The sequence below is a fragment of the Paraburkholderia sp. HC6.4b genome (assembly GCF_014200875.1).
Classification (GTDB): domain Bacteria; phylum Pseudomonadota; class Gammaproteobacteria; order Burkholderiales; family Burkholderiaceae; genus Paraburkholderia; species Paraburkholderia tuberum.
This window is the reverse complement of sequence record NZ_JACHDC010000029.1, coordinates 55,990-69,906: the sequence shown is the minus strand read 5'-3', so window position 1 is coordinate 69,906 and position 13,917 is coordinate 55,990. Positions and strand designations below refer to the sequence as shown.

Genomic DNA, 13,917 nt, shown 5'->3' with positions numbered 1-13,917 from the left:
CGCTAGGGTTCGCCGCAGCTGTGCTGGTTTTCCGGCGGAGCAGGAAGCGTGGTCAGCGAAAGCTTGACGACTAGCCCTCTCCCGGTGGAAATAATCGCTGTCTCAGCACCAAAACCTGCGCCTGAAGCCCGCCGCCCAGCGGGTTTCGCGCGGCTAGCTCCGCTCGCACGTCCGGTCGCCCAGCCTTGAAAACCGTGTCATGCCATTGACGGCGCCCAGCGCTTTCGGCAAGGCTTCTTGCACTCGTCGACTGAGAACATTCTTCAAGGCAGTTTTGCCTTGGCACGGTCCCACCATGACGGCGGTAGCTCAATTTCTCCGTCGTCGCCTTCCGCCGATGTGTCGTATGTCAGAGAGTCCTCTGTCCAGAACAGCCGGATTCGTCCGGGATATCGATATACTCGCTCGGCGAGCAATTCTGTTGTAGTAGCGCGGTAGAGCCTCAAGGCGATCCGGTCGCGAGGCAGATATGCATACCGGGCGATGTATTTCCCGTCATCTGATATCAGAGCACGCCCAAACGGGGCGTCCATTCACAATCTTCCTTGACGCCGCGCGACACGCCCGTCACCGCTCAACGTTCGCCCAACCACAAAAGGCCATGCGTTCGAACGTCTCTCTGCTCCGCCGCCTCGCCGCCCTGCTGATCGCCCTGCCCGTCGCCGCCGCTCTGCCAAGCTGCGCGAGCCCCGATGCGGACAACGTCGCGCACACCGGCCCGTATCGCGCCGACATCCGCCGCACCGCGCTCGGCATTCCGCACATCAATGCCGACAACTGGGGCAGCCTCGGCTACGGATACGGCTACGCGCAGGCGCAAGACAATCTGTGCACGATGGCCGAAAGCTTCGTCACCTATCGCGGCGAACGCTCGCGCTTCTTCGGCGCCGACGCGCGGCCCACGCTCGGCGCGACGTTCGGCCAGCCCGACAATCTCAATTCGGATTTCTTCTTCCGTTTCATCGTCGACGATGCGACCGTCGCGCGTTACCGCAAGAGCCAGACCGACGACATGCGCGCGTTGATCGACGGCTTCGTCGCCGGCTATAACCGCTACGTCGCCGATCTCGCGCACGGGGATTTCCCGGGCGCGCATGCGGCCTGCCGCGCCGCGCCGTGGCTCGGCAAGATCAGCAACGCGGACTTGTACCGGCGTCAGATCGCGGCGAATCTGGCCGGTGGCGAGGCGCGCTTCATCAACGCGATCGCGACCGCGCAACCGCCCCAGCCGATGCCGGTGCCGCCGCAAAGCGCGTTGCACGACGACGCCCCCGTCGACCCACCGCTCGCCGAATTCGGCGGCCATGCGGGCATCGGCAGCAACGCTCTCGCGTTCGGCGCGGACGCGACGCACACCGGCAGCGCGCTGCTGCTCGGCAATCCGCACTGGTTCTGGACCGGCCCCGATCGCTTCTACCAGGCTCAACTCACTATTCCTGGCAAGCTGAACGTCAGCGGCGTGTCGTTTCTCGGTGTACCGCTGATCATGATCGGCTTCAACGACAACGTCGCCTGGACCCATACCGTCTCCACCGCGAAGCGCTTCGGCCTCTTCAAGCTGACGCTCGAACCTGGCGCGCCAACCCGGTATCAGGTCGACGGCAAGAGCGAAGCGATGACGCCGACGCGCGTGAACGTCGAGGTACGCGCCGCCGACGGTTCACTGCATACCGTGTCGCGCACGCTGTATCGTTCGCGCTTCGGAGCGCTGGTCAATCTCGGCACGATCTCGCCCGCGCTCGCGTGGAATGCGCAGCAGGCGTTCGCGCTGCGCGATATCAATACCGACAACTTCCGCGTGTTCGAAAACTTCCGCGCATGGAATCAGGCGGCCTCGCTCGACGATTTCATCGCCATCCAGAAGAAGAACGCGGCGGCGCCATGGGTCAACACGCTTGCGATCGGCCGTGACGATCCGCGCGTCTGGTACGCGGATATCGGCGCGACCCCGGACGTGCCCGACGAACTCACGCAGCGTTGCACGCCGCCGGTCGGCCGGGCACTGGCGCGGATCATGCCCGGCGTGCCGGTCCTCGACGGTTCGCGCAGCGACTGCGACTGGCGCGACGAGCCCAGCGCGGTACAGCATCATGCGTTGCCGGTCGCGCAGATGCCGTCGCTGCTTCGGCGCGACTATGTCGGCAATTTCAACGACAGTTACTGGCTCAGCAACGCGGCCGAACCGATGACCGGCTATGCGAAGATCATCGGTGCGACCGCGACGCCGCAGACGCTGCGCACGCGACTGGGCCATACGATCGCGGCGCAATTGCAGAGCGATCCGCATGGCGTTTGCGCCGATGCGCTCGGCCACGCTGCGCTCGACAGCCGCTCGATGTCGGCGTTGCTGTTCAAGCAACCCGTGCTCGACCGTCTGTGCGGCAGCGACACGCTCGCGGCCCTGCCGGCCGACCCGAACGCCGACCCGCAGCGCGCGGCGTGCAGGGTTCTCGCCGCATGGGACGATACGGCCGCGGCCGACGCAGTGGGGGCAACCTTGTGGGACGAACTGTGGCGACGTCTGCTGACGATACCGCCCGCGCAGCTATACGCGGTACCGTTCGATCCCGCGAAGCCGTTGACCACACCCGCGGGCATCGCCGCCGATCCGGCGCAGCTCGCCGCCGCGCTGCATGACGCGCTCGCGGCACTGCAACGCGCCGGCATCGCGATCGATGCACCGCGCAGCGCGGCGCTCTACGTGCAACGCAACGACGAGCGCATTGCGCTATTCGGGGGTTGCGACGCGGGCGGCTATTTCACCTCGGCGTGTGCCGCGCATCCCTTCGATGCGAGCGGCTATTCGATGAACGTCAAACCAATGGGCGACACCTATCTGCAGATAGTGTCGTTCGCCGGCGCTCAGGTGATCGCGCGCACGCTGCTCGCACCGTCAGAATCGGATGACCCGGCGTCGCCGCACTATGCCGACGGGACGCGCGATTACGCGGCCCAACGCTGGACATTTATTCCGTTCTCCGAAGAAGCGATTGCGCACGATCCGGCGTTGAGTGTGCGCACGGTAAGTTCGTCGGATTCTGAGGGAAAAGCGCAATAAATAAGCGGTACGACGGGCAACAGGCCCGTCGTACCGCAGAAAATCACAGATCGAGCACCAGCAGCGGCGATTTCGCGCGCGAGCAGCACGGCAGGAACTGATCGTTTGCCGCGCGTTCCTCATCGGTCAGATACGAATCCAGATGATCCGGCTCACCGGACAGCACCCGCGTCAAACAGGTACCGCACACGCCCTGCTCGCACGACGTGATCACTTCGACGCCATGCGCGGCCAGCGCCTGCACGACCGTGCATTCGGGCGGCACGTCGATCGTCGCGCCGCTGCTCGCGATGCGCACCTGGAAGCTGCGTCCCGTCGCCGCCTGATTCGCGGCCGCGCCGAAGAACTCGTAGTGCAGCCTGTTTTCCGGCCAGCCCTTCGCACGCGCGGTCTCGAGCACGAAGTCCATGAAGCCGCGCGGACCGCAGACATACAGGTGGGTGCCGGCCGGCGCATCGCTGAGCGTCTGCTCGATATCGAACGTCGGGCCGCCCGGATGGTCATCGTGATGAAGCTGGACCGACTTCGCGAAGCCAGCTTGTGCGAGACGCTCGACGAACGCCGTGCGTTCCTTCGAGCGCGTGCAGTAGTGCATGTCGAACGAAGCGCCCGTGGCGGCAAGCCGCTCGGCCATGCAAAGAATCGGCGTGACGCCGATCCCGCCCGCGAGCAGCAGATGATGAGCAGCATCGTCGGCGAGCGCGAAATGATTGCGCGGCGCGCTGATCTGCAGGCGATCGCCTTCGCGGACCAGATCGTGCACCGCTTTCGATCCGCCGCGTCCCCCTTCGTCGCGCAGCACCGCGATCAGATAGCGATGCGTTTCGCGCGGATCGTTGCACAACGAGTACTGACGCACGAGCCCGTTTGGCAAATGCACGTCGACGTGCGAGCCGGCGTCGAACGCCGGCAACGCCTGAGCGTTTTCGCTCGCGAGTTCGAAGCTCGCGATACCGAGCGCTTCGTCGCGCCGGCGCGCCACCACCACATTCAGCACGGGATGATTCATGTCGCCGTCCGCACGGGAATGACGCGCCTCACTTCAGCCTGCGGCGCGCCCGTCTCCGCGCGTTCCTGCGCGACGAGCCGATCGATCACGCGACGCGACATCACGCCGCCCGCATCGATATTGAGCTTCAGCAGATTGCGCTCGGGCCAGCGCAACAGGTTCTGCTGCTGACGTTCGAGCATCTCCAGATCTTCACTGAAGATCTTGCCCTGCCCTTCGCGGATGCTCGCGGTCAGCGCCGCATCGTCGGGACGGAAATTGCGCGCCATGCCCCAGAAATACCAGATCGACGTTTCCGTTTCCGGCGTGATGAAATCCACCACGATCGACGACGCTTTCTGGTCGGCCGGCGCGTGATAGCCACCATGCCCGGCATGCGCGACGCCCACCTCGATCAGCACGTGACTCGGCGGCGTGAAGTGGCAGATCTGCCAACGGTCGACGGGCACGTCGTCGGCGAGACCATTGCCGCGCAACGCCATCTTCCAGAACGGCGGCGCCGCGACGTTTTCCATGAAACGGCTCGTGCGCACGGTATCGCCTTCGGCCACGGTTTTGGGCGCGGCTTCGTCGATTTCCTTTTGCCCGATGCTGTTCGCGTGCACATAGGTCTCGTGCGTCAGATCCATCAGGTTGTCGATCATTAGCCGGTAATCGCAGCGGATGTGATAAAGACCGCCGCCGTACGCCCATTGGGCACTCTCGGCCCACTCCAGATGATGCAGCTTGGCGGCATCGGCCTGCGCCGCATCGCCGGGCCACACCCAGACGAAGCCATAGCGCTCGATCACTGGATAGCTGCGAATCGATGGAAAGCCGTTGACGCGTTGCCCCGGCATGCCGGTCGCCTTGCCCTGACAGCCCATTTCGAGGCCGTGATAGCCGCACACGAGCGTGCCATCGCGCACGAAACCGAGCGACAGCGGCGCGCCGCGATGCGGACAGAAGTCTTCGAGCGCCACCACGGCGCCTTCCGCGTTGCGATAGAAAACCATCGGCTCGCCGCAGATCTGCCGGCCGAGCGGCTTATCCGCGACTTCATCGGGCATACATGCGACGTACCACGCGTTCTTGGGAAACATGTCAGTCTCACTCCCTGGATTATTCATGGATTGCATTCAGCCTACTCATTGAGATTCAGTGTACTCAATGCGTCTTTAATGATTAAATGAAGGTTTTCCCCTAGACGAACTTTCAATCAGGTAACACGAACGCCGGTTCGCCATTTCCATTCGCAACGAAAAGGCGCGAGGTCTTCAGAACTAATATGGTCACTTCAACCGATACCAGCACTTCCGCGATCAGCATCGATCTGTACGACCAGCCCGGCCATTTGATCCGACGCGCGCATCAGATTTCGGTGTCCATGTTTCATGATCTGATCGGACGCGAGGTGACGCCCGTTCAGTATGCGGTGCTCAGAATGCTGCAGGAATTGCCCGGACTCGATCAGGTCACGCTCGCGCAGCGAGTCGGCCTCGACACGTCGACCACCGCCGATATCGCGGTACGGCTCGAAGCGAAAGGCTGGATCGTGCGCGAAGTTCTGCCGCGCCGCCAGCGTCGTCTATTGCTGACGCCGGCTGGAGAGCAGTTGCTCGATGAATTGATCCCCGGCGTCAACGCGCTCAATCACGGCCTGCTCGACGGGATGGGAGACGAGGATGCGCGAGAGCTATTGAGACTGTTGAGAAAGTTCGTGCATCTGAATAACGATCAGAGCCGCGCGCCGCTGCGCAGCGCGAGCGACGACGCGAATCCGAACTAGCAGACAGCGCGCGCTCTCCGTACTACGACGCCACCTCCACCACGATCTTGCCGCGCACATGGCCTTTCGCGAGCCGTTCCAGCGCCCTGGCCGTCGCATCGAACGCAAACCGTTCGGCGACCACGACACGCACGCTGCCCTTGTCGAGCAACGACGCGATCTCCGTCAATTGCCGGCCGTCGGGTCGCGCGGTATAACGCGTGGCCCGTGCGCCATGGTTCGACGCCTCGGTCTGCGACGGCTCGTTGAGCGTCGAGACCAGCGCGCCACCGGTCGCGACGGCCGACCACGAGCGGCGCTGCGTATCGCCGCCGATCAGATCGAACACGAGGTCGATGTCGCGCGCGACGTCTTCGAAGCGCTGCGCGTGATAGTCGATCACGCGATCCGCACCGAGCGAGCGCACGAACTCGATGCCGTCGCCGGACGCCGTAGCGTACACTTGCGCGCCCTTCTGCTTGGCGAACTGCACGGCGAAATGTCCAACGCCGCCCGCGCCCGCATGGATCAGCACGCGGCCGCCGGCTTCGAGGCAGCCGTGATCGAACAGGCCCTGCCATGCGGTCAACGCGGCGAGCGGCACGGCGCCCGCGGACCCCACATCGAGTTTTTCCGGCGCATGCGCTAGCGCGCTCGCGGACACGACGACGAATTCCGCGTACGCACCCTGTCCCTGGCCAACGAAGCCATACACCTGCTCGCCCGCGCGCCATTGCCCGACGCCCTCGCCGACCCGTTCGACCACTCCGGAAAAATCGCGCCCCAGTGTATAGGGCAACTTCTCTTCACGAATCAACGGGTACTGGCCCGAGCGCGTCTTCAGGTCCACCGGATTGGCGCTGGCCGCGCGCACGCGCACCAGCACCTGGCCGGCGCCAGGCTCGGGGATCTCGATCTTCTCGGCCTTGAACACCTCGGGACCGCCGAAGCGGTGAATGCGATATGCGAGCATCGTGCTCATGATGGCCTGCTCCTCGAAAGGTCCTGTGTCAGCGGCGCTACTTTGCCGGCTGCGCGCAATTCGCGTTCCTCATCGCGGCGTTCTTTTTCATTCGCACGACGTGCGCCGCTGGAAAACGCAACACGAGCCCGCGCGCCGAGGCACGAGATATGCGAGAGGTACCGGTAGGCGCGCAGTCGTGATGTACTCATTCAAGGAGGAACCATGTCACAGCACCCCGCCCATTCCCAGGATCACCGCCACCCCGGTCAGCCGAATCCCGCTGACGTCGAAAAAGCGATCAGTGGCGTGAATTACCCGACCACACGCGAAAAGCTGGCCGCGCAGGCGCGCAAAAATCACGCGAATACCGACATCGTCGATCTGGTCGACCGTCTGCCCGATCACAATTTCGACAGCCCGGCCGCGGTGGCGAAGCAAATCGCGCGTATTCAATGACGCTGCGATCCGTCGAGTCGGAGCCGTACTCCGAACCCCATTCCGCCGGACTCGACGCGCGAATGAAGAAGACCGGCGATGTGCGTATCGGCATTTCCGGCTGGCGCTACCAAGGTTGGCGCGGCAGCTTTTACCCAGAGGATCTCAAACATGCAGCGGAATTACAGTACGCGTCGGCGCTATTCGGCACGATCGAAATCAACGGCACGCATTACAGCCTTCAATCGCTCGAGAGCTGGCAGCGTTGGTACGCGCAAACGCCTGACGGCTTCGTGTTTGGCATCAAAGGCGCGCGCTATCTGACTCATATGCTGCGGTTTCGCGATGCGAGCGCACGTGTCGGCATCGCGAACTTCTTCGCGCAGGGGCTACTCGCGTTGAACGAAAAGCTTGGTCCGATCCTATGGCAATTTCCGCCGTCGTTCCGATTCGAGCCCGAGGCAATGGAGCGCTTTCTGCGCGTGTTGCCGTCCGACGTCGCGAGCGCATCGGCGCTGGCGAAGCAACATGATGCGCGTGTCAAGACGCCTTATGTCGCCATCGATCGCAAGCGGAAGTTGCGTCACGCGGTCGAAGTGCGCCACGCGAGCTTTGTCGATCCGGCGTTCGTGACCTTGCTTCGGCATTACGGCGTCGCGCTTGTCGTTTCAGATTCCACCGAACCGTGGCCCGTCGCCGAAGATCTGACGGCGGACTTCGTCTATCTTCGCCTGCACGGCAGCGAAGCCAAATACTCGGGTTCATATGGGGACGACGCTCTGCAACGATGGGCCGAGCGAATCGATGCATGGCGCGGCGGCTCGCAACCGGCCGACGCGCGCTTGATCGCGCCGCAACTCCGGCCGCCTCGCCGAGCCGCGCGAGACGTCTACTGCTACTTCGACAACGATGTAAAAGCTCGGGCGCCGTTCGACGCACAACGATTGATGAAAGGCCTCGGATTACGAGCGACGCACGCGCCGGCGTCATCCTGAACGCTTGCCGCCGTGGGCCAGCTTCTGTGCGGTGCGCAACGCTGCGACGATTCGCTCGTACACCTCGCGACGCGTTTCAGGGTCCGGCGCGCGCAGCGCAAACGACGGATGGTACGTCGCGACCACGCGTTGCTCACCGCGCTCTAGCGTTTTGTCGAACGCGTCCTGCAAGCGCGCGTGCGAGTCGTGAACAACCGCTTTCAACGCGGTCGCGCCCAGTGCCACGACCACGCGCACATGCGGCATGTCGAGCTCCTGCTCCAGCCAGTAGCCGCAAGCATCCACTTCACGCTGAGCGGGCGTTTTGTGCAAGCGACGCTTGCCGCGCGCGATCCACTTGAAATGCTTGACGGCGTTCGTCACGTAGACGTCGTTACGCTTGACGCCCGCTTCTTCGAGCGCGCTGTCGAGTAACGCGCCGGCCGGCCCGACGAAGGGCTTGCCCTGCAGATCTTCCATGTCGCCGGGTTGCTCGCCGACCAGCACGATCGACGCATGCCGCTGCCCTTCGCCGGGCACGGCCTGAGTCGCATTGCGCCAGAGCGCGCAACGGCGGCAATCGTCGAGCTTCGCCGGATGCTGATCGGGTTCGACATCCGCTGGCTCCGATTGCGGGTCGCCATGCGCGCGCTTTTTCTGCGTCCCGTCGGTCATGGGTACGACCGCGCGTGCTGAAGCAGCTTATTTCTCACTCTTCTTCGGAATCTTCGCGCCCGACTTGCGCGCCTGATTCAACGCGATCGCGACAGCCTGCTTGTGCGGCTTGCCATGCTTCGACTCGGTCTTGATGTTGTGCGACACGGTCTCTTTCGATGTCCCTTTCTTCAGCGGCATGATCTTCTCCGGGTGTAGATGACGAGAGGAAAAATCAGGATCCGCACGGAATGGCGTCCCTGCACCGAAGCTACGCAGCATATGCTGTGCCCGGGAGCCTCATAGGCCGGATCGGCCGCGTCGAAATCAACCGGAAACGCCCGCTGCCGCCGCATTCAACGCCAGCGACACGCCGCCCACCAGAATCAGACTCGACGCCCACACCGCATCGAGATTGAACCAGCTGCGCGACACGAACCTGAGCCCGAGGTAGCGATAAACGAGCCATGCGAGCACGCCGCCGGCCATCGTCATCGCGGCCGCATGCACCGCGGAGACCGACAGCGCCATGCGCAGACTCGTTTCGATCAGCGTTTGGGCGGCTTGGTGCGCGCTGTCGATTGCTTCTGCGCGGCACAGACCGAGGTAGATCGGCACCAGCATCAAGCCAGCGCCGTGCGCGATCGCCACCGCGAACGACCAGAGCGCGAGCCGCGACGGCGGAATTCTCGCCAGTACGCGCGGATGGCGCCGGCGCATCAGCAACACCAGACCGAAGCCGATCACCAGCACGCTCGCGCCGATCTGCATCTGACGCTGCCACGCGAGCACACTGGCCAGCATCGCGAACGGCAGCATCATCAGCAATATGGCGAGCGCGTGCCCCGCCGCGAGATAAAGAAGCGCTACGACCAGCGCTTGCGAGCGCCGCTGCATCAGCGCGTTCGACACCGCGAGCGGCCACCCCATCGCCGGATTGAGTCCGTGATACACACCGCTCGCGAGGACGGCCAGCCACAGTGCCGCTTGCGGCGACACCGCGCCGCTCAAACGCCCACCGAGGGATAGCAGAACGAATCGGTCGAGCAGTCGCCGCCTTCGAGGCGAATCTGGTGCGCGCGATAGCCGGCGGGAAACTCGACGAAGTAATCTTCGGCGAGCTCGATACCGCCATTGGGGTCGGCATGCGCCATGACTTGCACGCCGGGCACACCATCCGGGTAGAACTGGTCGTCCCACGTCGAATAGAGCGAGTTGGTCCAGTAGATGCGCTTGCCGTCGCGACTGATCTCGACCATCTGCGGACCGCCGGCGAAAGCCTTGCCGTTCGGATGCGGCGCGCAATGTTCGATTCCACCGATGCGCACCGAGCCCGTCAATTCCGGCTTGCGCGGTTCGCTCACGTCGTACTGGCGCATCTCGCCGGTGCCCCAGCAGGAGACGTAGAGGAATTTATCGTCGATCGAAAGATCGATGTCGGTGACGAGCGGCGGCACCGCGCCGAAACCTTGCAGCAGCGGCGGCAATTCATCAGCATGGGCGGGCTCCGGTGGAATGGTCGCGGTCTTCTCGATGTGGAAGTGGCCGCCTTCGCGCCACCAGGTCCAGATCGACCCTTCCAGATTCGTCGTATCGACCACGACGCCGATAAAGCCGTACTCGCGGCTCGGGTCGTGCGCGGGCCGCACTTCGAGCGCCATCTGATGATTCGCGCCGAGATCGAGCGTCTGCACGTTGCGCCTCGCGCGCAGATCCCAGCAGTGCACGCGGTGGCCGTATTTGTTCGCGAGCAGGTCTTCGGGCACGATGCCGTTTTCGAATTGCGGCGGCAGCGCCCATTCGGTCGACACCATGTAGTCGCGCGGCAGATTCCACCAGAAGTCGTAATGCTTTTCCTGCGCGCCGCGCTCGATTTCCCAGCGGCCCAGCACCTCGAATGTTTGGCAGTCCATGATGAAGATTCCGGGCGGCCCGTCGGTGCCGTCCTTGCCACCACCGCCGAGCGTGCTCACGTAGATGCCCTCCGGTCCGCAATGCACGGTGTGCGGACGCGAATAGCCGGTCTTGCGGAAAATTTCCTCCGGCTCGATGATCTTGTGAATCTTCGCCTGGGTCGGATGCGGCTTCGTATCGACGATATAGATGCGCGACGAGCGCATGCCCGGAATGATCAGATAGCGACGTTCCAGAAACGCGTGGCCCGTCAACGGCGACAACGCGGACGAACACGCGTTCCAGCCGAAGTGATGGAATTCGTCGCCCTTGTTCGGCACCGGCACCGTGTGGACCACCTGGCTATAAGTCGGCGAACCGGGCTTCACGTCGATCACGGCGAGCGCGTCGGGCTGCGAGGAGTCCGGACTTAGCAGCACCGTGTACGCGTATTCTTCCGCCGGCGCATCCATCGCGAGCTTCGGCGATGCATGAAAGGTAGGATCGGGGCGCATTCCCATGACGGCACTCTCCCTGTCGTTCTGAACGGTTCTGAACGGAAGCCCGGCCCGCCAAAAATCGAGCCAGCGCGTAACCTTAGATTTGTAGTTCACGATAGCGACGGACGCAACCGGAAATATGCACCCGAACGCAGGTTCGATCCGACTGCCGGGCGGCATCGCACGAGAACTGCCAATTTGGTGGGGGTGAAGCGGCGCGGGGAAGGCGGTATGGCGGGGTGGTATTGGAGGAATGAAAGGGGGCTAGCGGTTTGGGGCTATTGCGCTATCTCGCACGCCGAGCTTCGATAAAAGCCTCGACATAACGCAGCGCCTGTTCGCACTGCTCGGGCGTGAACGCGTGAATGCTCGCCGGAACCGGATCGAAGCCAAGCTCGGTCGCGACCCACCGGATCGCTTTCGCGCGGGCTTCGAACGCATTCACGCCATCGCGGCGCACCTTCCCGGCAACGAGCGGTTCGAGCGCATCGTGCAGCTTGCTCTTCGACTCGCGCAACGTCGCGTCGGCAAGGCGGCCGAGCGGCAGGTTGTGTTTGCTGCGCGAATAAACGCCGATCCACGCCTGACATGCGGTGCAGATCCACAGCGGCCCTTGATCGCTGCGATAGGGGTAGGACTCGTCGCCGTAACGCGCGAGCAACGCACGGTTGCCGCAGTAGTCGCATGACGGCTGCGGCAGTGCCTTGACGGGCTTGCCTACGCGCATGGGCAGTGCCCCGGGGAAAATTCGCCGTACTTCATCGCATCGATCCGACTGGCGGAAACGGGTAGAGCCACACAGTTTAATGGAATGCCCGTACCCGCATGCAAGACTTAGCTTCTCTGCGCGATCGCCATCACCACCCGGCGCCGCGCGGCCAGGCCTTCCGCCGACCGTCGCCGGACCAGTTCCACCACCGCTTGCGGCGCCAACGCCGGATCGCCCGCGTCGAACGGCGGGGCTGGCGCGTATTCGAGTTCGAGCTGGATCGCCTGCGCCTCTTCTGCGCCCGCCAGTTCGGCCGCGACGGTCAACCCGAAATCGATGCCCGCCGTCACGCCGCCGCCGGTAATCAGATTGCCATCGCGGACCACACGCGCATGTGTCGGTATCGCGCCGAGCGGTTCAAGCAGCGAGTGAAACGCCCAGTGAGTCGTCGCGCGCCGCCCGCGCAGCAAGCCGGCCGCGCCAAGCAGCAACGCGCCGGTGCAGACCGACGTCACGTAGCGCGCGCTCGCGGCCTGTCGGCAAACGAAGTCGATCGTTTGCTCGTCTTGCAACAGGTCGGTCACGCCGCTTCCGCCTGGCACACAGATCACGTCGAGCGGCGGGCAGCTTTCGTAGGTCGTGCTCGGCGTCAGCACGAGCCCGTTACTCGACACCACGGGCTCCCGTGTCTTCCAGATCAGATGCATCGTGGCGCCCGGCAACGATGCAAGTACGTCGTGCGGGCCAGTCAGATCGAGCTGCTGTACTTTCGGAAAGACCAGAAAACCGATTTGCAGGTTCATAGGGATACCTTATTCAGGGAGAAATCGAAACACGTGATCCGCCGCGTCTTCCAGGTGGACGGATTGATTCTATGCGCGTAGTCTTTGGCAAGACTGCCATTAACCCCAGTTTTTCTGCCACGCGCGCTCTCTCTTACAGCCCCTGTTACACACGATATGTCCAGCGCTCCCCCCTCCATCGTGCTGCTCGCCTTCCCCAACATGCAACTGCTCGACGTCAGCGGTCCGCTGCAGGTATTTGCGTCCGCCAATGAGCTCGTCGCGCAGCGTGGGCTCGACGAACTCTACTCGCCCCGCGTCGTGGCAGCCGAAGCCGGGCCCGTCACGTCGTCGTCGGGACTTGCGGTACTCGCCGGTTCGCTACGCTCGGTGAAAGCGCCGGTCGATACGCTGATCGTCCCGGGCGGCTGGGGGATTCGTCAGGCATCGGCCGATCAGCGTCTGATCCGCTGGACGCAGCGCCATGCGCCGCATTGCAGACGCGTTGCCTCGGTCTGCTCGGGCGCGTTCCTGCTCGCCGAGGCGGGACTGCTCGACGGCCGCCGCGTCGCCACGCATTGGGGGCGCTGCGACGAACTCGCGCAGGCGTATCCGCAACTGCGCGTCGAAGCCGATCCAATCTTTATTCGCGACGGGGCTATCTGGACATCGGCGGGCGTCACCGCCGGCATCGACCTCGCGCTGGCCATGCTCGAAGAGGATCACGGGCGCGCGTTGGCGCTCGATGTCGCGCGCGAGCTCGTCGTGTTTCTGAAGCGGCCGGGGGGTCAGTCGCAGTTCAGCGCGACGCTGTCGCTGCAACATGCCGACGACCGTTTCGGCGAATTGCATACATGGATGACGTCGCATCTCGCATCCGACCTGTCGGTCCCCGCGCTCGCGCGACGGCTTCATATGAGCGAGCGCAGCTTCATGCGCCACTACAAGGCGCAAACGGGCCGCACGCCGGCCCGCGCGGTCGAGCAGTTGCGCATCGAAGCGGCACAGCGCTTGCTTAGCGAGACATCCTGGTCGATCAAACGAATCGCGGCGCGGTGTGGATTCGGCAGCGAGGAAACGATGCGCTGCAGCTTCGTGCGTCAGCTGCGCGTGGCGCCGCAGGTGTATCGCGAGCGCTTTTCGTCGACGTGACTCGTCGACGTGACTCGTCGACGTGAAATGCGCGGCCGTC

At 63.9% G+C, this 13,917-nt stretch carries 14 protein-coding genes; 5 read left to right on the top strand and 9 right to left on the bottom strand.

From position 1 onward, the window contains the following. Window positions 1-601 precede the first annotated feature (601 nt). Complete coding sequence (locus HDG34_RS34705; protein WP_184067411.1) at window positions 602-3,058, top strand: penicillin acylase family protein; 2,457 nt, start codon at window positions 602-604, stop codon at window positions 3,056-3,058. A gap of 43 nt (window positions 3,059-3,101) precedes the next feature. Here HDG34_RS34705 and HDG34_RS34700 read toward each other — a convergent pair whose 3' ends face one another. Continuing rightward, entirely contained in the window at window positions 3,102-4,067 is a 966-nt protein-coding gene (locus HDG34_RS34700; RefSeq protein ID WP_184067408.1) for a PDR/VanB family oxidoreductase, read from the bottom strand. Then, complete coding sequence (locus tag HDG34_RS34695) at window positions 4,064-5,149, bottom strand: aromatic ring-hydroxylating dioxygenase subunit alpha (RefSeq protein WP_184067405.1); 1,086 nt, start codon at window positions 5,147-5,149, stop codon at window positions 4,064-4,066. The genes HDG34_RS34700 and HDG34_RS34695 overlap by 4 nt, the downstream gene beginning before the upstream one ends. Window positions 5,150-5,334: 185 nt before the next feature. Here HDG34_RS34695 and HDG34_RS34690 point away from each other — a divergent pair, with 185 nt between their 5' ends. Continuing rightward, window positions 5,335-5,835 carry a MarR family winged helix-turn-helix transcriptional regulator gene (locus HDG34_RS34690; protein WP_090809135.1) on the top strand — a complete coding sequence of 167 codons (501 nt, stop codon included), beginning with the start codon at window positions 5,335-5,337 and terminating at the stop codon, window positions 5,833-5,835. A 22-nt stretch (window positions 5,836-5,857) separates the two neighbouring features. Here the strand turns inward: HDG34_RS34690 and HDG34_RS34685 are convergent, their stop codons facing one another. Further along, complete coding sequence (locus tag HDG34_RS34685; RefSeq protein ID WP_184067402.1) at window positions 5,858-6,796, bottom strand: NADP-dependent oxidoreductase; 939 nt, start codon at window positions 6,794-6,796, stop codon at window positions 5,858-5,860. Between the two features lie 204 nt (window positions 6,797-7,000). Between HDG34_RS34685 and HDG34_RS34680 the strand changes: the two genes are divergently transcribed. Both HDG34_RS34680 and HDG34_RS34675 read left to right on the top strand, forming a co-directional pair. Further along, window positions 7,001-7,234, top strand: a complete 234-nt coding sequence (locus HDG34_RS34680) for a DUF2795 domain-containing protein (RefSeq protein ID WP_184006680.1) — start codon at window positions 7,001-7,003, stop codon at window positions 7,232-7,234. Window positions 7,235-7,296: 62 nt separating this feature from the next. Continuing rightward, the gene (locus HDG34_RS34675) at window positions 7,297-8,208 is read left to right on the top strand and encodes a DUF72 domain-containing protein (RefSeq protein WP_184067523.1); all 912 of its coding nucleotides are present in this window, start codon (window positions 7,297-7,299) and stop codon (window positions 8,206-8,208) included. Here the strand turns inward: HDG34_RS34675 and HDG34_RS34670 are convergent. The 6 genes from HDG34_RS34670 to HDG34_RS34645 all read right to left on the bottom strand — a co-directional run bounded on the left by HDG34_RS34670 (window position 8,200) and on the right by HDG34_RS34645 (window position 12,746). Continuing rightward, window positions 8,200-8,862, bottom strand: a complete 663-nt coding sequence (locus tag HDG34_RS34670; protein WP_184067399.1) for a UdgX family uracil-DNA binding protein — start codon at window positions 8,860-8,862, stop codon at window positions 8,200-8,202. The genes HDG34_RS34675 and HDG34_RS34670 overlap by 9 nt on opposite strands. 27 nt (window positions 8,863-8,889) lie before the next feature. Continuing rightward, on the bottom strand, window positions 8,890-9,042 hold the full coding sequence (locus tag HDG34_RS34665; protein WP_018437257.1) for a DUF6496 domain-containing protein: 153 nt from the start codon (window positions 9,040-9,042) through the stop codon (window positions 8,890-8,892). A 126-nt stretch (window positions 9,043-9,168) separates the two neighbouring features. Then, on the bottom strand, window positions 9,169-9,840 hold the full coding sequence (locus HDG34_RS34660; RefSeq protein WP_311734755.1) for a hypothetical protein: 672 nt from the start codon (window positions 9,838-9,840) through the stop codon (window positions 9,169-9,171). An 8-nt stretch (window positions 9,841-9,848) separates the two neighbouring features. Next, window positions 9,849-11,255, bottom strand: coding sequence for a selenium-binding protein SBP56-related protein (locus HDG34_RS34655; protein ID WP_184067392.1), 1,407 nt, complete (start codon window positions 11,253-11,255; stop codon window positions 9,849-9,851). Between the two features lie 265 nt (window positions 11,256-11,520). Then, window positions 11,521-11,961 carry a zinc-finger-containing protein gene (locus HDG34_RS34650; RefSeq protein ID WP_090809124.1) on the bottom strand — a complete coding sequence of 147 codons (441 nt, stop codon included), beginning with the start codon at window positions 11,959-11,961 and terminating at the stop codon, window positions 11,521-11,523. A gap of 107 nt (window positions 11,962-12,068) precedes the next feature. Beyond that, window positions 12,069-12,746, bottom strand: a complete 678-nt coding sequence (locus HDG34_RS34645) for a DJ-1/PfpI family protein (RefSeq protein WP_184067389.1) — start codon at window positions 12,744-12,746, stop codon at window positions 12,069-12,071. Between the two features lie 156 nt (window positions 12,747-12,902). Between HDG34_RS34645 and HDG34_RS34640 the strand changes: the two genes are divergently transcribed. Next, the gene (locus tag HDG34_RS34640) at window positions 12,903-13,877 is read left to right on the top strand and encodes a GlxA family transcriptional regulator (protein ID WP_184067387.1); all 975 of its coding nucleotides are present in this window, start codon (window positions 12,903-12,905) and stop codon (window positions 13,875-13,877) included. Window positions 13,878-13,917 lie beyond the last annotated feature (40 nt).

Excerpts from the sequence above, each read along its gene's own strand:
- HDG34_RS34705 (WP_184067411.1), top strand. The coding sequence starts at position 602 with ATGCGTTCGAACGTCTCTCTGCTCCGCCGCCTCGCCGCCCTGCTGATC.
- HDG34_RS34700 (WP_184067408.1), bottom strand. The coding sequence starts at position 4,067 with ATGAATCATCCCGTGCTGAATGTGGTGGTGGCGCGCCGGCGCGACGAA.
- HDG34_RS34695 (WP_184067405.1), bottom strand. The coding sequence starts at position 5,149 with ATGTTTCCCAAGAACGCGTGGTACGTCGCATGTATGCCCGATGAAGTC.
- HDG34_RS34690 (WP_090809135.1), top strand. The coding sequence starts at position 5,335 with ATGGTCACTTCAACCGATACCAGCACTTCCGCGATCAGCATCGATCTG.
- HDG34_RS34685 (WP_184067402.1), bottom strand. The coding sequence starts at position 6,796 with ATGAGCACGATGCTCGCATATCGCATTCACCGCTTCGGCGGTCCCGAG.
- HDG34_RS34680 (WP_184006680.1), top strand. The coding sequence starts at position 7,001 with ATGTCACAGCACCCCGCCCATTCCCAGGATCACCGCCACCCCGGTCAG.
- HDG34_RS34675 (WP_184067523.1), top strand. The coding sequence starts at position 7,297 with ATGAAGAAGACCGGCGATGTGCGTATCGGCATTTCCGGCTGGCGCTAC.
- HDG34_RS34670 (WP_184067399.1), bottom strand. The coding sequence starts at position 8,862 with ATGACCGACGGGACGCAGAAAAAGCGCGCGCATGGCGACCCGCAATCG.
- HDG34_RS34665 (WP_018437257.1), bottom strand. The coding sequence starts at position 9,042 with ATGCCGCTGAAGAAAGGGACATCGAAAGAGACCGTGTCGCACAACATC.
- HDG34_RS34655 (WP_184067392.1), bottom strand. The coding sequence starts at position 11,255 with ATGGGAATGCGCCCCGATCCTACCTTTCATGCATCGCCGAAGCTCGCG.
- HDG34_RS34650 (WP_090809124.1), bottom strand. The coding sequence starts at position 11,961 with ATGCGCGTAGGCAAGCCCGTCAAGGCACTGCCGCAGCCGTCATGCGAC.
- HDG34_RS34645 (WP_184067389.1), bottom strand. The coding sequence starts at position 12,746 with ATGAACCTGCAAATCGGTTTTCTGGTCTTTCCGAAAGTACAGCAGCTC.
- HDG34_RS34640 (WP_184067387.1), top strand. The coding sequence starts at position 12,903 with ATGTCCAGCGCTCCCCCCTCCATCGTGCTGCTCGCCTTCCCCAACATG.